Below are 19,191 nucleotides of genomic sequence, written 5' to 3'. Positions count from 1 at the left end.
GTTAGCGCCGCCCGCTGTGCAATGAGCCTGCGGCACCGGACTATCGTGGCGCATCGGTGCTGCAGCGGTATTGCCGCCTGCGGTCGATCCATTCGATGCGGCCATTGCCGCGGGAGCAAGCGATGCAGATACGACAGTTGGGAAACAGCGGGTTACAGGTTTCGGCACTGGGCTTGGGCTGCATGGGCCTGAGTTATGGCTACGGGCCGGCGACCGAGCGCAAGGACGCCGTCGCCTTGCTGCAGGCGGCCGTGGAGCGTGGCGTCACTTTCTTCGATACGGCCGAGGCTTACGGGCCCTTCGCCAACGAGACATTGCTGGGCGAGGCGCTGGCGGCGCACCGCGACCAGTTGGTGATTGCAACCAAGTTCGGCTTCAAGGACGGACATGCCGATGCCGGGCTCGACAGTCGTCCCGAGCGGATCCGTGCGGTGGCCGAGGCCAGCCTGACGCGCCTGAAGACCGACCGCATCGACCTGTTCTATCAACATCGCGTGGACCCGGCGGTGCCGATCGAGGAGGTGGCCGGCACGGTCAAGGACTTGATTGCCGAGGGCAAGGTGACGCATTTCGGGCTGTCCGAAGCCGGTGCCGACACCATCCGGCGCGCGCATGCAGTGCAGCCGGTGACCGCAGTGCAGAGCGAATACTCGCTATGGTGGCGCGAGCCGGAAACCGTCGTGTTGCCGACGCTGGAAGAACTCGGGATCGGCTTCGTGCCATTCAGCCCGCTCGGCAAGGGCTTCTTGACCGGCGCCATCCAGGCCGACACGCAATTTTCCGCCGACGATTTCCGCAATCAGGTGCCGCGGTTCGCAGCCGAAGCCCGTCAGGCCAACCAGGCGCTGGTCGGGCGCATCCAGGCCATCGCTGCCGACAAGGGCGCCACCCCGGCGCAGGTCGCGCTGGCGTGGCTGCTGTCGCGCAAGCCGTGGATCGTGCCGATTCCCGGCACCACCAAGCTGCATCGCCTGGACGAAAATCTGGGCGGCGCTGCGTTGACCCTGAGCAGCGAGGATCTTGCGCGCATCCAGCAGGCGCTGGATGCGGTGGCGATTGTCGGCGAGCGTTACAGCCCGGAGCGACAGAAGCTGGTCGGTCAATGCCCCAGCGGTGCAAGCGACCGCACACCGCCGCAATCGTAGGAGCGCGCTTGCGCGCGATGCGGCGTTGTCGATAAGGCCTCATCGCGCGCAAGCGCGCTCCTACACGAGCGTGTCACCGCGGCAAGGCGTGCCGCAGCGCATCTTAAACGTTCCGCAAACCGAAGCTGTCGTAGGAACGCGCTCGCGCGCGATTGGGCGTTACCGATAAGGCCTCATCGCGCGCAAGCGCGCTCCTACAGAAGTACGTCAACGCACCAGATCGTGCCGCAGCGCATCGACCACCACCTTTACCCTCGCCGCAAACCGAAGCTGTCGTAGGAGCGCGCTCGCGCGCGATGGGGCGTTACCGATAAGGCCTCATCGCACGCAAGCGCGCTCCTACAGAAGTGCGTCAACGCACCAGATCGTGCCGCAGCGCATCGACCACCACCGTTACCCTCGCCGCAAACCGAAGCTGTCGTAGGAGCGCGCTTGCGCGCGATGGGGCGTTACCGATAAGGCCTCATCGCGCGCAAGCGCGCTCCTACAGAAGTGCGTCAACGCACCAGATCGTGCCGCAGCGCATCGACCGCCACCTTTACCCTCGCCGCAAACCGAAGCTGTCGTAGGAGCGCGCTCGCGCGCGATGGGCGTTACCGATAAGGCCTCATCGCGCGCAAGCGCGCTCCTACGGAGGTGCGTCAACGCACCAGATCGTGCCGCAATGCATCGATCACCACCTTGAGTGCGCTCGAGGATTGGCGGCGGCTGGGGTAATAGGCGTAATAGCCGTCGAACGGGTCGCACCAGTCTTCCAGTACGCGGCGCAGGCGGCCGGCGGCGATATGGTCCAGCACCATGGTATCCGGCAGGAACGCCAGTCCAGCGCCGGCCAACGCGGCGCGCAGGATCGCGCTGCTGCCGTTGAAGGTCCATTGCCCATCCACGCGCACCTTGACCTCACGCCCGTCTTTTTCGAAATCCCAGGCCAGCAATCCGCCGTGCGTTGGCAAGCGCAGGCCGATGCAGTTGTGCTGCGCCAGATCGGCCGGAACGCTCGGGATGGTGTGATGCACGAAGTACCCAGGGACCGCGACCACCGCCATGCGCTGGCGCGGGCTGATCGGCACCGCGATCATGTCCTTGGCGACCTGGTCGCCCAAGCGGATGCCGATGTCGTAGCGCTCGGCCACGATGTCGGCCAGGCCGTAATCCACGGTGACTTCGATCTTGAGGTCCGGATAGTTTGGCAATATTTTCGAAAGCGCCGGCCACACGTAGGCATCGGCGGCGTGCCCGGCGGTGGTGATGCGGATGGTGCCGGCCGGCTTGTCGCGGAAGTCGGTGAGCGCGGACAACTCGTCGTCGATCTCCTGCAGCCGCGGTGCCACCGTTTCGAACAGGCGCGCACCGGCTTCGGTCATCGAAACGCTGCGCGTGGTGCGGGTCAGCAAGCGGATGCCCAACCGCGTTTCCAGGGCACGCACGGTATGGCTCAACGCCGATTGCGAGACGCCCAGTTGCGCGGCGGCGCGGGTAAAGCTGCCCTCGCGCGCGACGGTGACGAAGACCTGCAGGTCGTTGAGGTTTTCCCGAGCCATTGCTGCCAGTGCCGCTCCAGGCATGCGATTCATGCGGCCAGCATCATGCGCGATGGAGTTTGATGGCCTCAATGCCGGTGGCCCGCAGCGCAGCCGCATTGATGCGCTGGGTTTCTAGCTGCATGCGGATTTGCAGGGGGAGTGTGTCTGCGCATGCGCGCTACAGTGCAGGCAACCGGATGCAGGGCAGGGTGGCGCTCTGCTGTCGATTGCCAGACCGATGCGGCGGCGGCCCGATAGCGCATCGGCCGCTGGTCCGCTTCGACCTGCGAGGCACCCCGCGCGGCCTGGCAAGCCATTGCTACGTTGTTTCACCACACTCAAGGAGTACCGCAATGAATCTGTTCGCAACTGCAATGTCGTTGTCGATGATGGCCGCGACCACCGCGCCGGGTGGCGAGGGGAACGGGGGCGCGCAGGCGCCGATCAGGGTGAGCCGTGCCGGCGGTGCGGCGTCGGCGGTGGGCCCGGCCGATTACTTCACCGGCAAGGTGCGGATCGATGCGCCGTTTCAGGCCGATGCACCAGCACGCGTGGGCGGTGCCACGGTGACCTTCGAGCCGGGCGCGCGTACCGCCTGGCACACCCATCCATTGGGGCAGACGCTCATCGTCACCGCCGGTGCGGGGAGGGTGCAGGAGTGGGGCAAGCCGGCGCAGGAGATCCGCCCCGGCGACATCGTGTGGATTCCGCCGGGCGTCAAGCATTGGCACGGCGCGAACGCGACGGTGGCGATGTCGCATATCGCCATTGCCGAGTCGGTGGATGGCTCGCCGGTGACCTGGCTCGAACAGGTGACAGATGCGCAGTACAAGACCGATTGAGTGACCGGGAATGGCGCATTGGGAACTCCGTCTTCGACTGCAACGACTGCATCGCCATCGCTGCAGGAGCGCCGCAGCTGTTGCGCGCGGCGCGATCTGCGGGTGCAGAAGACCGCGGTGGTCAGGCCGGCAGTCTCATGCCGCCTCGGTCGCGTCGGGCGCGCTTGCGCGTAAGCGTTGTGCATCGCGCGCGGGCGGCTCGCCGAGAAGGCGCGCGTAGTCGCGGCTGAACTGCGATGCGCTCTCATACCCGACCCGAAACCCGGCGTCGGCGGCGGTGAGCGCCTCGGCCACCATCAACCGGCGCGCCTCGTGCACGCGCAGATGCGAGCGGTACTCCAGCGGTGTCATCGAGGTCACCGCCTTGAAGTGCGCATGGAAGGTGGAGCGGCTCATCGCCGACAGATCGGCGATCTGCTCGATGCTGAAACGCTGCGCGTAGTGCTCGCGCAGCCACACGATGGCCTTGGAGATCTGGTTGAGGCGGCTGTCGGCAATCGCCATCTGGCGCACCACCGCATTGGCGGGGTCGGCCATCAGGCGATAAAGCAATTCGCGCGTGACCAGCGGGGCCAGCGCGGCGATCTCCTGCGGTCGGTCGAGCAGGCCTGCCAGCCGCACCGCGGTGTCGTACAGCTGCGGCGTGCTGCGGTTGAGCAACAGGCCGGCGCTCGCGGTGTCGCGCTGCGGCTCGGCAAGTTCCGCGTGGTGGATCGCCAGTTCGCTGAGCACCGCCGTGTCCAGGTCCAGGCAGAAGCACAGGTAAGGGTGGGTGGCGCTGGCCTCGATTACCGAGCCGACGATGGGAAGGTCCACCGAGGCCACCAGGTACATCTGCGGGTGGTAGTGATAGGCCTGGTTTCCCAGCATCGCGCGCTTGCGGCCCTGCGCCACCAGGCACAGCATCGGCGTGTAGACGGTAGGGATGGAGTCGGTGGCGACGGCGCTGCGCATCACATGCAACCCGGCGATCGGCGTGGCGTGCATGCCATCGGCCGGTGCGTGGCGCAGCAGGATGTCGGTCAGGTCGGCGGTGGCAGAGGGCATGCGGGACGCTCGTGCGTTGGCGCTATGCGGCACGGCCGCGGTAGCGCGATCCTACAAGGGACACCGTGGTGCGCCCAGCAGTGGCAGACTCGACAATGCCGCCGATGCGTGCGCGTGCCAGTGAAGCCCTGGCCATCGAGGCAATGCCGCTGATCGATCGCTCACGCACATTCCGTATTCTTGCGACCTGTCTCCGGTGCCTCGATCGTCATGCCTGCCAAACCCCGTCCCTTAGCTGCCTCCACCCCTGCCGACTGGAAGGCGATCGAGCAGGCGGCGACTGCCGAGCTTGCCAAGCGCACGCAGCTGGCGCACCAGCAGATCGTCGGCCTGCTGAGTACGCACGGACATCTGCTCAGCGACGCCCAGCGACGCGCGCTCGGCAAACGCCTGCAACGCAGCGGCAAGTAAGGCGTCCGCGCCGTGGCGCCACCCGCAGCCGCGCTGCGCGCACAGTTGGCCCGGGCCTGCGGACGGCGGCACGGCGCGTGCGGCCTGTGCGCAGCCCACACGATCTTCTAGCTAGCCGCCATGCAGGCGCTCATGCGCCCGTTGCCGATTCCCACGGCGGCGTCTGGCCGAAGTGTTCGAGCAGAAAGTCCACAAACGCACGCACCCGCGGCGGCTGCAGCTGGCGCGCGGGCATCACGGCGCTGATCTGCGAGGTGGGAGGCGGGTAGTCGGTCATCACATCGACCAGGCGACCGGCGCGCAGGTCGTCGGCGATATGCCAGTACGAATGCATCGCGATGCCTTGCCCGGCGAGCACCGCATCGCGCACCAGTTCGCCGAAGTTGCTCTCGAAGCGGCTTTGCATGCGTACCCGCACCTGGCCGCCTTCCGGCGTCTGCAGCGTCCACAGGTCCTGGCGGCCATCGCGGCCCATCAGCAGCACGCCTGGATGCTGCATCAAATCCGCGGGAGTGCGCGGTATGCCGTGCCGCTGCAGATACGCAGGCGAGGCAGCCAGCGTGCGGCGGTTATCGGCAATGCGCCTGGCCACCAGGCCGGAGTCGTCCAGCGCGCCGATGCGGATCGCCAGGTCGAAGCCCTGCTGGACCAGGTCCACCAGATCGTCGCTCAGATGCGCGCTGATGCGCAGGCGCGGGTGCCGTGCCTGGAAGGCGGGCAGCAGCGGGGAGATGTATTGACGCCCGAACGAGGCCGACAGCGTGACCCGCAAGGTCCCGCCGACGTCGTGGGCGCTCTCGCGCAGGTCGTCGGCCAGCGCTTCCAGGTCGTCCACCAGCACCCGGCCGCGCGCCGCCAGCTGCTGCCCTTCCGGCGTGGGATGCAGGCGGCGGGTAGTCCGGTGCAGCAGGCGCACGCCGAGGTCGCGTTCAAGCCGTTTCAGGCGCTGACTGGCAACCGCGACCGACAGGTCCAGGGTGTGGGCGGCGGCGGTGATCGAGCCAAGGTCCAGCACGCGCAGGAACAGCGCGATATCTCCGAGACGGTCCATGCATTATCAATCTGGCATTGAAAGTGAATCAGCATAACAAGGCTTCTTGAAGAGGATTGTCCGGCGCAGGCTATGCACAGTCCTTCCCCGGTTTCTGTCATGTCCTCCCCTGCGTCCCGTCTGCCACCAGCCCTGCTGGCGCTGACCATCGGTGCCTTTGGCATCGGAACAACCGAATTCGTCATCATGGGCCTGTTGCAGCAGGTCGCCGCCGACCTGGGCGTCTCGCTCACCGCAGCCGGCCTGCTGATCAGCGGCTACGCGCTGGGCGTGAGTATCGGTGCGCCGGTGCTCACGTTGCTCAGTGCCCGCTGGCCGCGCAAGGCCGTGCTGGTGAGCCTGATGATCGTCTTCACCCTGGGCAATCTCGCCTGTGCCCTGGCGCCCGACTACGCCAGCCTGATGGTCGCGCGGGTGCTGACCTCGCTGGCGCATGGCACGTTCTTCGGCGTCGGCGCGGTGGTGGCCACCTCGCTGGTGCCGCCCGAGCGGCGTGCCTCGGCCATCTCGTTGATGTTTGCAGGCCTTACCGTGGCGACCCTGCTGGGCGTGCCGGCCGGTGCATGGCTCGGCCTGCAACTTGGCTGGCGGTCCACCTTCTGGGCGGTAACGGTGATCGGGGTGCTGGCCACCGCTGCGGTTGCGCTATGGGTGCCGGCCGCCGCAGGTGCGGCGGCGCCGGTGTCGTGGCGACAGGAAGTGGCGGTACTGCGGCGCGGGCAGGTGCTGCTGGCGCTGGCGATGACGGTGCTGGGCTATGCCGGCGTGTTCGCGGTATTTACCTATATCCAGCCGCTGCTGGTGCAGGTGACCGGGTTCGCGCAGGCGGCGGTGTCGCCGGTCTTGCTGGTCTTCGGCGTCGGCATGGTCGTGGGCAATCTGCTGGGCGGGCGGCTGGCCGACCGGCGCGCCACCGCCGCCTTGCTGGGCACACTGGCGGCGCTGGTGGCGGTGCTCGCTGCGATGGGCCTGGCCCTGCACAACAAGACCGCGATGGTGGTGGTTGTCGGGCTGCTGGGCGTGGCCGCCTTCGCCACCGTGGCGCCGCTGCAATTGCGTGTGCTCGAACATGCACGCGGTGCCGGCCAGAACCTGGCCTCCAGCCTCAATATCGCCGCGTTCAATCTGGGCAATGCCCTGGGTGCCTGGCTGGGCGGCGTGGCGATCGCCACCCACGCCGGCCTGGTCGCCACCCCGTGGGTCGCCGCGCTGTTGAGCGCCGTCGGCCTGGGGATCGCGTTGTGGAGCATGCACCTGCAGCGCCGGCGTGCCGCTGCGCCGGAGGCATGCGCGCAGGTGGGTTGATGCGGTTCTTCAGGCGTGGTGAGTAGGCCGCGCAACCGCGGGCGTGCGCGATCGGCGCCTGTGCTGGGCGAGCAGGGCCTGGCGCCGCTGGTTGCAGGACCCGCTGGCACTGCCCGCAGACGTTCTTTCGGCTTCAAGGAGCATTGCAATGGAGACACGTTTTCTAGGCCGTTCGGGCTTCAAGGTGCCGGTGCTGGGGCTGGGCGCCGGCACGTTTGGCGGCAAGGGGCCGCTGTTTTCCGCCTGGGGCGATACCGATGCGGCACAGGCGCGGCGCATGATCGACCTGTGCCTGGAAGCGGGGCTGAACCTGTTCGACGCCGCCGATGTGTATTCCGATGGCGCCTCTGAAGAGATCCTCGGCCAGGCGCTGCAGGGCCGCCGCGATCAGGTGATCCTCTCGACCAAGACCGGCCTGCGGTTGGGCGATGGGCCCAACGATGCCGGCGCCTCGCGCTTTCGCTTGTTGCGTGCAGTGGATGCCTCGCTGCGACGCTTGCGCACCGACTATATCGATCTGCTGCAGCTGCATGCCTTCGATGCGATGACGCCGGTGGAGGAAACGCTGTCCACGCTCGATGGGCTGGTGCGCGCCGGCAAGGTGCGTTATCTGGGCGCGTCCAATTACGCCGGTTGGCAGCTGATGAAATCGCTGGCCGTGGCCGACGCACAGGGCTGGAGCCGCTTTGTCGCCAACCAGAGCTATTACTCGCTGGCCGGGCGCGACTACGAATGGGAGCTGATGCCGCTGGGCATCGACCAGGGCGTGGGTGCGGTGGTGTGGAGCCCGCTGGGCTGGGGCCGGCTGACCGGCAAGCTGCGCCGCGGCCAGGCATTGCCCGAACACAGTCGCCTGCATGCCACTGCGGCCGCCGGGCCGGCGATCAGCGACGAGCGCCTGTTCGACATCGTCGATGTGCTCGACGCGATTGCCGCAGAGACCGGCCGCAGCGTGCCGCAGATCGCCATCAACTGGCTGCTGCAACGGCCCACCGTGAGCACGGTGCTGATCGGCGCACGCGACGAAGCGCAGTTGCGCCAGAACCTGGGTGCGGTGGGCTGGTCGCTGACGGACGCGCAACGCGCGCGCCTGGATGCAGTGAGCGCGGTGGAGCCGCCGTATCCGTATTACCCGTACTGGCGCGGGCACTTTGCCGAACGCAGCCCGCTACCGGTGTGAGGCGGGCTGCGCCATTGCGCCACGCTGCTGCCGGATGGCGACAGCGTGGCATACCTCACTGTTGCCGCCTCACAACGGCCGTGCCGCGCGCGGAATCACCTCGGGCATGATCGCTCCCACGCCCTTGCTGCCTTGCAGCTGTTTGCAGTTGTCCAGTGCAGTGGTCACCGATTCGTAGCCGATCATCGCGCTGCCATCGATGGCCGAGGCATAGATCAGCTTGCCGCCAGTGCGCGTTGCCAATGCATGCGCAATGGCGGGCGTGGTGTCGAAGAGTTTGATCGAGGCGCCCAGCAAGATCAGCTGGCCGCTGCGGGTTTCGAGCGCTGCGGCCACGCGTGGGGCTTGCCCGGCCGGAACCGCGGCGGCCGTGCGTGCGGCGGTGCCGGCATCGAGATAGATCGCGTAGCGGTCGAAGCGTGCAACCGGGGCGTCTGTGGTGGTTTGCGACGCCGGCATCGCGCGTGCGGCGGTCGTTGCAGGCGCGCCCTCGGCCAGCCTGACCACTGCGCCGGGAATCAGCCGGAAGCTGCTACGTCCTGCAGCGATGGTCGGTCCGGTCGCCGCAGCGTGCAGGCGTTTGCTGTCGACCAGCTGCGCCGATGCGGGAGCGCAGACGCCGGCTGCAACGACAACGAGCAGAGTGAGCAAGGATGTCTTCATGTCAGTGACCCACCACGCGCATTTCGAATTCCTCCAGTTGTTCCTTGCCCTGGTCGGCGAGCATGTCGTCCACCTCCAGGGTCCAGCGCCCGGCCGAGGGTTCGTCCAGGAAGGCGTTGCTCGATGTCAGCCAGACCACGGTGCCGTCGGGGGCCTGATCGAGTGTGGAAAACGGCGTCATCACCGTGCTGCGCGTGCCGCTGGGCGACACCAGCACCACGCGCAGATGACTTGGGTCCTTGTGGGTGGCCGAGAAATACAGTTGCACGCCTTCCACCTTGAAGGATTGGGTGATGTTCAGTGACAACCTCGCCGGTGCCGCGACACCCCCGATGGTGCTGCTGTTGCCTTCATACACTTTCCAGGTCGTGTCCTGCAGGGCGGGCAGCGAGGTGAAGTGCATTGCACGCTCGACAGCCGCAGCGGCGTCGACCAGCCCGAAGCCATACCAGTTGCTGAAACGATGGCCCGCCGCGTTGGTGACCCAACCCGGGTCGATCACGGTGCCGTTGTAGAGGGCCTTGGGTTGAGTCGGGTCGACCTGGGTCGCGGTGGTTGCCAGGATGTATTTGACATCTCGCAGGGTCAGCTGCGGATTGGCGCCCAACATCAACGCCGCCACGCCCGCCACGGTAGGCGATGCCGCCGAGGTGCCGTTCATGCGCGCGGTGTAGTTGCACGATGCATCGATCCTGGAGCGGCTGCTGTCGAGCGCGTTCTGCATCTGGCGACTGCGATCACGGTTGTTGCCCGCTGCACAGCCGCTGAGGTCGGTGGTGACGATTGCGGCTTTATAAAAGCGCCGCAGCGGCAGCAGGTTGGTGAGCCCATAAGAGGGCCGGGCTGTTTCCGGGTGCGGATCGAAGGCGCGCTGAAACCCATACTCGCCACCCAGCCCGGAGACCCACAGCGCAGAGCCGGGAGATGAGTACGAGGCTCGCACGCCATCGGCATTGACGGCACCGGTCACGATCGTGGTGATCAGGTTGTTGAACTGGTCGGTGTTGGCCAGTGCGCAGCCGACACCGAGCTTGCGGGTCTGGTCTGCGCAGCGATCCACCGGATTGCCTTGTGCATCGCTCTCGATAAGGGCAAAGAAGTCATTGCCGGCGCCTTTGACATACACCCCGCCTTTTCCGCCGCGCTGCGCCTGCATCAGTCTTTCGAGCGACTGTTGTTCGTTGACTTCGGTGTAGGGATACACGCGCGACCCAGCGCCCCAACTGTTGTTGAACACCTCCATGGCGCGCCCTTCCGGCCCATCGCCCCAGGCGTAGCGAATGTCGACGTACTGCTTGCTGCCATCCGTCTCTGCAATTGCATTGAAGCCAGCCAGCTTGGCCTCCGGTGCGACGCCACGTCCGCCGATCCCGTTCCATCCGCGCTCGGCAATGATGCCCGCAACGGCGGTGCCGTGGTCGCTATCGATCTCGCTCGCTGGTGGCGTCGGGTCGTTGGAGCCGGTCAGGAAATTGCGCGAGCCGTTGGCGACGATATTGTCGACCAGGTCCGGGTGGGCAAGCTCCAGGCCATCATCGATCACCGCTACCTTGACGCCCGCGCCGCGGATGCCCAACGCGTGCAGGATGTCCACGTCCAGGTCCACGCCGCGCAGCGGGCGTCCATCGCCGAACACCGGCTGGCCCTGATTGAGTAGATGCCACTGGTAGCGGAACAGCGGGTCGTCGCCTTGCTGTGTCTTGTGCCGGTGCACTGCGCCGGTACCGCGCTGCGCGACAACGTCGGCAGCACTGGCAGCACCAGCGCATACGCACAGTGCCAGCAGCACGGCAGAAGACAGCACGGAGCTCTGCGAAGAAGCAATCATCATGACCTCTGGTCAGAAAGAGGAACTACGGAGATGGCGCCAGTGACGGCGCACCAGATGCGAAGGCCGCAAGCGTCTGCCTGCGGCCGTTGACCTCACATCGGTTGCATGACCGCCTGCGTCACCACCAGCGATGCCTGCGCGATGCCACTGCTGCCTTGCAGTTGGGCCGCTGCGCGTTGTGCCTGCTCGATCGAGGCGTAGCTGATGACTGCGCTGCCATCCACCGTTGAGGCGTAGGCAATGCTCCCACCGGTGCCTCCGGCCAGCGCGGTCGTCGTGGCGGGGGTTGTGCCGGTCAGCTTCACCTGCGGCCTGACCAGCACCACCCGGTCCGTCCGCTCGTTGACCGCCGCGGCGAGCGTGCGCTCAGGCGCGAGGGGTTGGTTGCGCGCCGCGCCGGCAGGCGGGTCGAGCACCACCAGAAAGCTGCCGATGCGTGCGATCACCTTGCCGCCCGGCGGCGGCGTGGCAGAGCCCTTACGCGCAACGCCGCCAGGTCCCGATCTCCGCTTGGCGTCGACCGCGGAGGTCTTCTGCTCGATGACCGTAGCAGGCAACATGCGGAAGGTGTCCGTTCCGGAGCGGAAGCGTGCGCCGGTGGCGGCTGCCAGCGCGGCCTGCGGAGCGGCCGATTGCGCTGCATGCGCTACGCCGCTTGCAACGCTGCAGCCCATCAACAAGGAAACAAAAAGCGCGATCTTCATGTCAGTGCCCCACGATGCGAAGGTTGAACGCCTTGAGCGCTGCGGTCTTGCCAGGCTCGCTCATGTCGGTGACTTCCAGTGTCCAGATACCGCGCGAGGACTCGTCCAGAAAGGCGTTGCTGGAGGTGAGGTCGATGTAGAAGCCGGTCTTGGCGTAGGCCGCGGGGTCCAGGACCGAGAACGGCGTGGCCACCACGCTGCGGGTGCCGCTGGGCGAGATGAGCACCACGCGTAGATTGCTCGGCGTCAGATGCGCAGACCGCAACGACAACTGCACCGCTTCGATCTTCATCGCCTGCTTGATGCGGATGCGCAGCGTGCCAGGTCGTGCCGGACCGCCGATCTGGCTGGCCGGGTTAGTGGAGGCGACCCATTGCGTGTCGCGCATGGGTGGCAGCGGAGTGAAGTAGCTCGCCTTGTAGAACGCTGCTGCGCCATCGGCCAGGCCGAACCCGTACCAATTGCTGAAGCGATGTCCGGCCGCATTGGTGATCCAGCCCGGGTCGATCACGCTGCCCTGGTAGACCGCGCGCGGCTGCCAGGGATCGATCTGACGCGCCGTGGTGGCCAGGATGTACTTGACATCGCGTGCGCTGAGACTGGGGTTGGCATTCAATATCAACGACGCGACCCCGGAAACCGTTGGAGCCGCGGCGGAAGTGCCATTCATGATCCCGTTGTAGTTGCACGATCCATCGATCCTGGAGGCACTGGTGTCCAATGCATTGACGGGATCGGAGCCGTCGTAGTTGAAGCCTGCAGAGCAACCGGTCAGGTCGGTGGTGACAATCGCCGGCGCATAAACGTTCGGATCGTCGATGCCTGGTGCAAATTTGCGCTGGTACCCGTATTCGCCACCGATGCCGGAGACCCACAGCGCCGAGCCGGACGAGGAATACGACGAACGCACCCCTTTCGCGTTGACGCTACCGACCACGATGGTGCCGATCAGGTTGCTGAGTGGGTCGACGTTGGCCAGCGCGCAGCCGACATTCAATGCGCGTGTCGTCGCATTGCACAGATCGATGGTATTGCCTTGCTCATCGCTGCCGAGCAGGTCCCCGAAGCTGTTGCCCGCCGACTTGACGTAGATGCCGCCAAGACCGCTGCGGGTCGAGCGCATCAATGCTTCCCAGGAGCGCTGCTCTTCTGCGGAGAAGTCGACGTAGAACGGCGCAACCGAGCCCCAGCTGTTGTTGAAGACATCGATGTTGCGCGCCTCCGGCCCGTCACCCCACGCATAACGCACGCTCGCATCGTTGTTGGAGGAACCGCGCGCCAGGAAATCGAACCCTGCCAGCAGGACATCCGGCGCCACCCCGCGCCCGCCACGACCGTTCCAGCCGACCGCACCGATGATGCCGGCTACCGAAGTCCCATGCGCACGATCCGGGTCGATCGGCGTGGTGTCGTGCGATCCATCGCCGAAGTTGTGGGAGCCGTTGGGCAGGATGTTGTCGGACAGATCTTCGTGACCCAATTCCAGTCCGTCGTCCACCACACCGACCCGCACGCCGCGGCCGCGGATATCGATGGCATGCAGGATGTCCGCATCCATATCGACGCCGGGCACCGGGCGACTGTCGCCGATCACGGCCTGTCCCTGGTTGGAGAGGTGCCATTGGTAGCGCAGCAGCGGATCGCTGGCCTTGGGACTGGCCTTGGAGTTGGCAGTGGTGGTAGCGGTCACTGGCGTGTCGGCCAGTGCCGAGAGTGGTGCGCTTGTGATCAGTAGGGCACCGATCAACAGCGCGAGAGGGCGCCTGCGGTAAGGGTTCATTCCGTTTGAGTCCAGTCAAGGGTAGGCACGGTCGATACGACACAGTCTCCCGTCCTGCCGATCATGCGATCGGCCGGCGTAACTGCTTCAACAGATTCAGGCCGTGCCTATCGAGCCCGAATCAGAAGCGTCGGGAGAAATCCAGGTGACTCCACGCGGCAGCGGCCGCGGCGAGCAAAACCGATCAGGCAGCGCCGAACAGATGCGCTGGCCCGTCCGAGCACGCCATCAACGTCAGGTGGGATTGGGGGGGCGTGCAGGAGAACAACGCGAAGAGGCAGCAACAGGGTCCATGTCCGTGTATCCCGAAAGAGCCAGTGACACGCATCGGTCCGAAACGCCGGACGGATGCGACCGGGGCACCAGCCGGCTCCCCTGTGCGCGTCCGCGCAGCCGACGCTGGCAATGCGAATGCATCGGCAGCGATCCGATTAGAGATGGCGCACTCCGCGCTCGCAAGCTGAGCGTCAGATGACAGACGCGTGACCCGTTGCGCAATTTATGCAAGACATGCCGATTCACGCACGCGATGCGATGTTTTTCGCACAGGATTGGTCGCGATCCATTGCGATCTAGCGATTATGCATTGACAGAAAGCATCGCGATGCGCGGATTTGCTTCGCATCCGGCACGGCACACCATGCGACTGCGACAGGTGTGCGCAAGGGGCACAGCCAGGCGATGCCATACGACTCGGCATCCAGATGCTGTACGAGGGCGTGCGACCGGGGTCGCCTGTGCTGCGCCATGCAACCCGCATCGTTCAATGCACCGTAGGCGCGTGTGGCCCCGGTGACCGCAGGTGCTGTCGCAACGGAAACGGCGCCGATCCCGCATGTGTCCAGGAATCGACGCCTCGATGTTTCGCTGTATTGATCCTGCCGCCTACCAGCGATACGCCACCGACAGCTGGTACTGCCGTCCAGCGATCGGCCGGCCCATGAATACCCCGCCGGTTGCCGCACCCGGCACGCGGACGTTGCCTTCGGTGAGCCCCAGCGTATCGGTGACATTGCTGCCGCTGGCGGTCACTTCCCAATGCTCGCCCACATGCAGGTTGGCGCCGATATCCAGCATGTCGTAGGAGGGCAGGCGCTGGCTGTTGGCCAGGTCCGCGAAACGATCGCCGATGTACGAATAGGTGGCGAACACCTTGAGGTCGCCGAACGGCAGCATCCAGTAATAGCTCGGCGTCAGCCGGAACTGCCGCTTGGGCTGGCGCATCACCTGGTTGCCGGTGAACTCGCGATAGTTGCGGTACTTCGCATCCAGCCATACCCCGGTGCCGGCCAGCTCGAAACCGCCGAACGGGCGGATGGCGCCTTCCACCTCCAGGCCGCGCGCGCGCGAATCGCCAACGGCGGTGAAATTTTCGCCATTGGCCAGGAACGCCTGGAACGGCGAATTCTTGAACGTGTTGTAGAAGGCGGTGAGATACAGGTCGTAGGCGCTGGCGCCGGACTTGAGGCCGAGCTCGTACTGGTCCACTTCCTGTACGCGATTCTGCCCATCGCGCAGGTTATCGAAGCCGGGGAACTTCACACCCGAGTTGATCCGTGCGAACAGGCTGTTGCTGTCGTTGAGTTTGAAGTTCAGCCCGGCCGTCCACGAGAATGCCTCGTCGTCCTGATCGATACGGCGTGTGGTCGCCAGGGCCAGCGAGGTGGCGTTGTCGTACAGGGTGGCGGGGTTGCCATCGAGGTCGATCGTGGCGGTGTCGTGCACATTGCCGGTCACGCTCTGGCGCTCGTAGCGCGCACCCAGGTCCAGCCGCAACTTGTCGTTGAGTTCCCACTCGTCGGCGACGAAGGCCGCGATGTTTTCGCCGTCGTAGTTGGCGCGCAGATTGAAGAACGCGGTGCTGGTGAAGCCCTGGCGCGTTGCCTGGCGTCCATCGTCCAATGCCACGTCGATGCGACGTGCGTTGTTTTGCGCGGTAAGCAACATGGTGTTGCCCAGGTACCAGGTGTCGGCAGAGGAATACCTGGCGTAGTACGCACCCACGGTCAAGGTATTGCCGGCAAACAGCTCGCGGCTCAGTCGCAGATCGTTGGTAAAGGAATTCAGGCGCTTGTCCACCGACCACCAGCCGGCTTCGAGCACCTGTTGATTCGGGTCGACTGCGCCGCCGCCATTGGTGTACGTCGCGGTGCCGCCACTGCCGTAGCCAGCGATGAAATCGCTCAATCGCAGCGGCGCATCGCCGGTGAACAACGCATAGGTCGGCGCGCTGCCGCTCATCACGTTGAAGCGGTCGGCGATGGTCCAGGCGCCGGTTTCCCAGTTCAGTTCCCCACCGAACACATCGATGTTGACGCCGCGCCCGTCGGCCAGATCGCGTCGGATGGTCTGTCCGTTCGGCCCGACCAGCAGATCGACATTGCGGAAGTCGCGGCCGAGCAGGGTGCCGGTTTGCGCATTCAAGCCGGGGAAACTGGACAGGTCGTTGCCGTTATTGCGCGAGAGCAGCGGAATGGCGGTGTAGAACGCGTTGTTGTCGTCGGTATGCCGCGCGTAGAACGATAGCTCGCCACTGTCCCAGCGCTTGCTCAAGGTAGCGCTGAACTGGCCGCCCTTGTCAGCCGAAAACTGCGGGTCGCGCACCCCATCGGTCTCGCGGAAGAAGCCGCCCACGCTGTAGTACCAGCCGTTGCCCATCGGCCCACTGTTGAACACGTCGATGCGACGCAAGTCGTTGTTGCCGCCGGTCAGGCGCACGCTGCCCTCCGGTTCGTCCTGGCCCTTTTTCTGGATGAAATTGACTGTCAGACCGGGTTGCCCATTGGAGAAGATCGGGCTGGAGCCGCCACGCAACACCTCCATGCGTTCGACGGTGTCGTCGACGCGGAACAGTGTGGAATTTTCCAGAAACGACAGGGTCGGCGGTGGAAACAGCGGTGAGCCATCCAGTTGCATGGTCACGAACGGCGCGTCGCCTTCGGAGGGCATGCCGCGCACGAAGATATTGGCACCGGTGCCGCCGCCGCTGGGCTCGGCCCATACGCCCGGCACGATCTTCAACAGGTCGGCGGTGCTCTGCGGCACCGCTTGCTGGATCTGCTCCGGGCTGGCGGTGGTGATCGAAAAACTGGCATCGCGCTTGGCCAGGCCCTTGAAGCGCGCGGTGCCGCTGACGATCACCGCATCCAGCGTGGTGGCATCCTGACTGGCTGTCTCTTGCGGTGCGGTCTGTGCGTGCGCCATCGGCGCAAGCAAGGTGGCGATGGTCAGCGATAACGCATAGCGGGGCATGGGTGAGGTCATGGCGATGTCCTTGCTGTCGCAGCAACCGGCAGATCCCGCCGCAGCGAACGACGTACTGCCCGAAAAGTGATATGCCGCACAGGACTGCATCGATGGCGCAACGGACCTGCACGGCGCGTATTGCAGTTCTAACGGAGTCGCGCAGAAAAGCTGTTGTGCGCCGCGTCAACACATGCAGTGATTGCTGCGGGCGTGCTGGTCGCAGTGATGCATGGATCGAGCGGCTGTTGTGCAGCCCGCAAGACGACGGTACAGCCGCCAGGCGGGCGCGGCCGGTACGCGAATCCCTGTGTGCCATTCGCACACTGCGGCGACCGCTCGCCAGCTGTTGGCAGCCGCTCCTGGTGCGCATGAACACTCGCACCATGCGGTGGCAGAGGTGCGAGCGTCGCTGCGCGCAGCGCGGAATTGATTGTTACGCTGTCCCCGCCTGCCTCAGGTCGCGGCAACAGTGCGCACCGGCGCGGCCTCGCGAATCGGCAGGTTGACCAGCGCCGCGGCAACCGCAAGCACCATGTCGCCGTACCACATCCAGCTGTAGTCGCCGCTGTGTTCCAGCACCAACCCGCCCAGCCAGGCACCGAAGAAACCGCCGAGCTGGTGCGACAGCAGGGTCAGCCCGAACAAGGTGCCCAGATAGCGCGGGCCGAACAGCTTGCCGATCAACCCTGCGGTTGGCGGCACCGTGGCCAGCCAGGTGAAACCCAGTGCGGCCGCAAACAGATAGAACGTCAGCGGTGTGGGCGGTGCGAGCAGGTACAGGCCGATCAGCACCGCGCGGCTGGCATACATCGCGCACAGCAACCACTTCATGCGTACGCGCTCGCCAAGTTTGCCGGCGACCAGGCTGCCGGCCACATTGAACAGGCCGATCAGCGCGATCGACACCGCCGACACGCTGGCCGGCAGCCCGCATAGCGCGACCTCGCCGGGCAGATGCGTGACCAGGAAGGCGATATGCACCCCGCAGGTAAAAAATCCCAGGTGCAGACACCAATAACTGCGATCGCGCACCGCCAACCGCAATTGCGCGCGCAGACCGATGTCGTCGACCGCGCGCGCCGGCTGGCTACCCGATGCGGATGGCACGCGGCGCAGCGGCCAGGCCAGCGGCAAGGTCAACAGCGACACCAGCGCCAGGCCGATCATCGCCCTGGCCCAGCCGGCCGCATCGATCATCAGCTGCACCAACGGGGCGAAAACGAACTGGCCCAGCGAGCCGCCGGCATTGATCAATCCGGCCGCGAACGAACGCCGTTCCGGTGCGATGCGGCTGGTGGTGGCACCGATCAGGACCGAAAAACTGCCAGCGCCCGCACCGGCCGCCGCCAGCACGCCCAGCGATACGATCAAGCCCCATTCGCTGGCCAGCCATGGCGTCGAGGCCAATCCCAACGACAGCAGCATGCCGCCGAACAGCAGCACCGGCAGCGGCCCGCGCTGGTCGGCAATCGCCCCGAACACCGGTTGTACCGCACCCCAGACCAGTTGCCCGATCGCAAGCGCGAAGCTGATCGAGGCGATCCCGATCCCGGTCTGCCGATGGATCGGCTCGACGAACAACCCGGTGGTCTGGCGCGCCCCCATGGTCAGCATCAGCATCGCCGAGGCGGTGAGCAGCAGGCCCCATTGCGCACTTGCGCGCGCGGTTGCCGGCGCGCTCATGCGGCGTGCTCCAGCACGGCATCCAGGCGGCCCAGCGTGGCATGCAGCTGCGCGGTCGGCGCTGCACCAAACAGCGTTTCTATCCGTTGCTGGGCTGCCAGCCAGTGCGGTTGTGCGCGCCGCAGCAGCCCGCGGCCGCTGCGGCTCAGGATCAGCCAGGTCTGCCGGGCATCGTCGCCGCGCCGGGTGGTGATCCATCCGGCAGCAAGCAAGGGTTTGAGGTTGCGGGTGAGGGTGGTGCGGTCCATGCCCAAGGCCTGTGCCAGCATGCCCAGCGACTGCGCTGCGTCGAGTCGGCGCAGGATCGAGTACGCGTTGAGACTCAGGCCGACCGGCGCCAGTGCGTGGTCATAAAGCTGCGACATCCGACGCGCCGCCCGGCGCAGATGAAAGCAGGTGCAGTTGGACGTGCTGGACATGGACGCGCTCCGCAGGATGGCTGCATATTGCGTGCATATGCACCTATCTACAAGCGGCCGGATGTGTGCCCGCTACCCGGGCGAAGGCCGCTTGCCTCAGAAACCGTCATCCCCAGCCAACCACGTAGCAGCGCACCTGGGCCCGACACCCATGACCGTGACCGGTTGTCGCGCAGTCGATCGTGTGCCGTGTGCGGTTTTCGCCTGCGAAATCCATTGGCACTGCGACAGAACGCATGCCGCCGCAACGACGCTGCTGCCTGCGCGATCAAGTGGTGATGCCGAGCCCGCGCCGGCTGCCGAGCGGAGCGTAAGCGCCCCCCGGGTCGGGGACAGGCAACACATCTTCGCTGCCGCGCGG

15 protein-coding genes are annotated in these 19,191 nt (G+C 66.0%); 5 read left to right on the top strand and 10 right to left on the bottom strand.

Annotated elements, in window-relative coordinates; genetic code table 11:
* The first annotated feature begins 122 nt into the window (after positions 1 to 122).
* Positions 123 to 1,145: an aldo/keto reductase gene (locus FHY18_RS04035; protein WP_259151526.1), complete on the top strand. Its 1,023-nt coding sequence runs from the start codon at positions 123 to 125 to the stop codon at positions 1,143 to 1,145.
* Positions 1,146 to 1,786: 641 nt separating this feature from the next.
* Here FHY18_RS04035 and FHY18_RS04030 read toward each other — a convergent pair.
* Positions 1,787 to 2,686: a LysR family transcriptional regulator gene (locus FHY18_RS04030; RefSeq protein WP_259152490.1), complete on the bottom strand. Its 900-nt coding sequence runs from the start codon at positions 2,684 to 2,686 to the stop codon at positions 1,787 to 1,789.
* A 335-nt stretch (positions 2,687 to 3,021) separates the two neighbouring features.
* Here FHY18_RS04030 and FHY18_RS04025 point away from each other — a divergent pair, with 335 nt between their 5' ends.
* Positions 3,022 to 3,510, top strand: a complete 489-nt coding sequence (locus FHY18_RS04025) for a cupin domain-containing protein (protein ID WP_259151524.1) — start codon at positions 3,022 to 3,024, stop codon at positions 3,508 to 3,510.
* A 135-nt stretch (positions 3,511 to 3,645) separates the two neighbouring features.
* On the opposite strand, the gene FHY18_RS04020 is transcribed toward FHY18_RS04025, so the two are convergent.
* Positions 3,646 to 4,557, bottom strand: coding sequence for an AraC family transcriptional regulator (locus tag FHY18_RS04020; protein ID WP_259151522.1), 912 nt, complete (start codon positions 4,555 to 4,557; stop codon positions 3,646 to 3,648).
* Between the two features lie 210 nt (positions 4,558 to 4,767).
* Here FHY18_RS04020 and FHY18_RS04015 point away from each other — a divergent pair, with 210 nt between their 5' ends.
* Positions 4,768 to 4,968 carry a hypothetical protein gene (locus FHY18_RS04015; RefSeq protein ID WP_259151521.1) on the top strand — a complete coding sequence of 67 codons (201 nt, stop codon included), beginning with the start codon at positions 4,768 to 4,770 and terminating at the stop codon, positions 4,966 to 4,968.
* Positions 4,969 to 5,098: 130 nt separating this feature from the next.
* Here the strand turns inward: FHY18_RS04015 and FHY18_RS04010 are convergent, their stop codons facing one another.
* Positions 5,099 to 6,019 (bottom strand): LysR family transcriptional regulator, encoded by a 921-nt coding sequence (locus tag FHY18_RS04010; protein WP_259151519.1) that lies wholly within the window; start codon positions 6,017 to 6,019, stop codon positions 5,099 to 5,101.
* 99 nt (positions 6,020 to 6,118) lie between these two features.
* Between FHY18_RS04010 and FHY18_RS04005 the strand changes: the two genes are divergently transcribed.
* Together FHY18_RS04005 and FHY18_RS04000 are read left to right on the top strand one after the other, a co-directional pair.
* Complete coding sequence (locus FHY18_RS04005; protein WP_259151516.1) at positions 6,119 to 7,324, top strand: MFS transporter; 1,206 nt, start codon at positions 6,119 to 6,121, stop codon at positions 7,322 to 7,324.
* A 148-nt stretch (positions 7,325 to 7,472) separates the two neighbouring features.
* Positions 7,473 to 8,504, top strand: coding sequence for an aldo/keto reductase (locus FHY18_RS04000; RefSeq protein WP_259151513.1), 1,032 nt, complete (start codon positions 7,473 to 7,475; stop codon positions 8,502 to 8,504).
* A gap of 69 nt (positions 8,505 to 8,573) precedes the next feature.
* Here FHY18_RS04000 and FHY18_RS03995 read toward each other — a convergent pair whose 3' ends face one another.
* The 7 genes from FHY18_RS03995 to FHY18_RS03965 form a co-directional block, all read right to left on the bottom strand.
* Positions 8,574 to 9,167: a hypothetical protein gene (locus FHY18_RS03995; RefSeq protein ID WP_259151510.1), complete on the bottom strand. Its 594-nt coding sequence runs from the start codon at positions 9,165 to 9,167 to the stop codon at positions 8,574 to 8,576.
* A gap of 1 nt (position 9,168) precedes the next feature.
* Positions 9,169 to 10,998, bottom strand: coding sequence for a S8 family serine peptidase (locus FHY18_RS03990; protein ID WP_259151509.1), 1,830 nt, complete (start codon positions 10,996 to 10,998; stop codon positions 9,169 to 9,171).
* A 92-nt stretch (positions 10,999 to 11,090) separates the two neighbouring features.
* A complete protein-coding gene (locus FHY18_RS03985) occupies positions 11,091 to 11,702 on the bottom strand; it encodes a hypothetical protein (RefSeq protein ID WP_259151507.1) in 612 nt (203 codons plus the stop codon).
* A gap of 1 nt (position 11,703) precedes the next feature.
* The gene (locus FHY18_RS03980) at positions 11,704 to 13,449 is read right to left on the bottom strand and encodes a S8 family serine peptidase (protein ID WP_259152489.1); all 1,746 of its coding nucleotides are present in this window, start codon (positions 13,447 to 13,449) and stop codon (positions 11,704 to 11,706) included.
* 918 nt (positions 13,450 to 14,367) lie between these two features.
* Positions 14,368 to 16,746, bottom strand: coding sequence for a TonB-dependent receptor (locus FHY18_RS03975; RefSeq protein ID WP_259151506.1), 2,379 nt, complete (start codon positions 16,744 to 16,746; stop codon positions 14,368 to 14,370).
* A 435-nt stretch (positions 16,747 to 17,181) separates the two neighbouring features.
* Positions 17,182 to 18,411, bottom strand: a complete 1,230-nt coding sequence (locus FHY18_RS03970; RefSeq protein ID WP_259151505.1) for an MFS transporter — start codon at positions 18,409 to 18,411, stop codon at positions 17,182 to 17,184.
* Complete coding sequence (locus tag FHY18_RS03965; protein ID WP_259151503.1) at positions 18,408 to 18,830, bottom strand: MarR family winged helix-turn-helix transcriptional regulator; 423 nt, start codon at positions 18,828 to 18,830, stop codon at positions 18,408 to 18,410. Before FHY18_RS03965 ends, FHY18_RS03970 begins: the two co-directional genes overlap by 4 nt.
* Positions 18,831 to 19,191: the final 361 nt, after the last annotated feature.

The organism is Xanthomonas sp. 3793 (assembly GCF_024806835.1).
GTDB lineage: Bacteria > Pseudomonadota > Gammaproteobacteria > Xanthomonadales > Xanthomonadaceae > Xanthomonas > Xanthomonas arboricola_F.
This window is presented reverse-complemented; position numbering and strand designations above follow the sequence as displayed.

Excerpts from the sequence above, each read along its gene's own strand:
- FHY18_RS04005 (WP_259151516.1), top strand. The coding sequence starts at position 6,119 with ATGTCCTCCCCTGCGTCCCGTCTGCCACCAGCCCTGCTGGCGCTGACC.
- FHY18_RS04015 (WP_259151521.1), top strand. The coding sequence starts at position 4,768 with ATGCCTGCCAAACCCCGTCCCTTAGCTGCCTCCACCCCTGCCGACTGG.
- FHY18_RS04000 (WP_259151513.1), top strand. The coding sequence starts at position 7,473 with ATGGAGACACGTTTTCTAGGCCGTTCGGGCTTCAAGGTGCCGGTGCTG.
- FHY18_RS04010 (WP_259151519.1), bottom strand. The coding sequence starts at position 6,019 with ATGGACCGTCTCGGAGATATCGCGCTGTTCCTGCGCGTGCTGGACCTT.
- FHY18_RS04020 (WP_259151522.1), bottom strand. The coding sequence starts at position 4,557 with ATGCCCTCTGCCACCGCCGACCTGACCGACATCCTGCTGCGCCACGCA.
- FHY18_RS03990 (WP_259151509.1), bottom strand. The coding sequence starts at position 10,998 with ATGATGATTGCTTCTTCGCAGAGCTCCGTGCTGTCTTCTGCCGTGCTG.
- FHY18_RS04035 (WP_259151526.1), top strand. The coding sequence starts at position 123 with ATGCAGATACGACAGTTGGGAAACAGCGGGTTACAGGTTTCGGCACTG.
- FHY18_RS03970 (WP_259151505.1), bottom strand. The coding sequence starts at position 18,411 with ATGAGCGCGCCGGCAACCGCGCGCGCAAGTGCGCAATGGGGCCTGCTG.
- FHY18_RS04025 (WP_259151524.1), top strand. The coding sequence starts at position 3,022 with ATGAATCTGTTCGCAACTGCAATGTCGTTGTCGATGATGGCCGCGACC.
- FHY18_RS04030 (WP_259152490.1), bottom strand. The coding sequence starts at position 2,686 with ATGGCTCGGGAAAACCTCAACGACCTGCAGGTCTTCGTCACCGTCGCG.
- FHY18_RS03995 (WP_259151510.1), bottom strand. The coding sequence starts at position 9,167 with ATGAAGACATCCTTGCTCACTCTGCTCGTTGTCGTTGCAGCCGGCGTC.
- FHY18_RS03975 (WP_259151506.1), bottom strand. The coding sequence starts at position 16,746 with ATGACCTCACCCATGCCCCGCTATGCGTTATCGCTGACCATCGCCACC.
- FHY18_RS03965 (WP_259151503.1), bottom strand. The coding sequence starts at position 18,830 with ATGTCCAGCACGTCCAACTGCACCTGCTTTCATCTGCGCCGGGCGGCG.
- FHY18_RS03985 (WP_259151507.1), bottom strand. The coding sequence starts at position 11,702 with ATGAAGATCGCGCTTTTTGTTTCCTTGTTGATGGGCTGCAGCGTTGCA.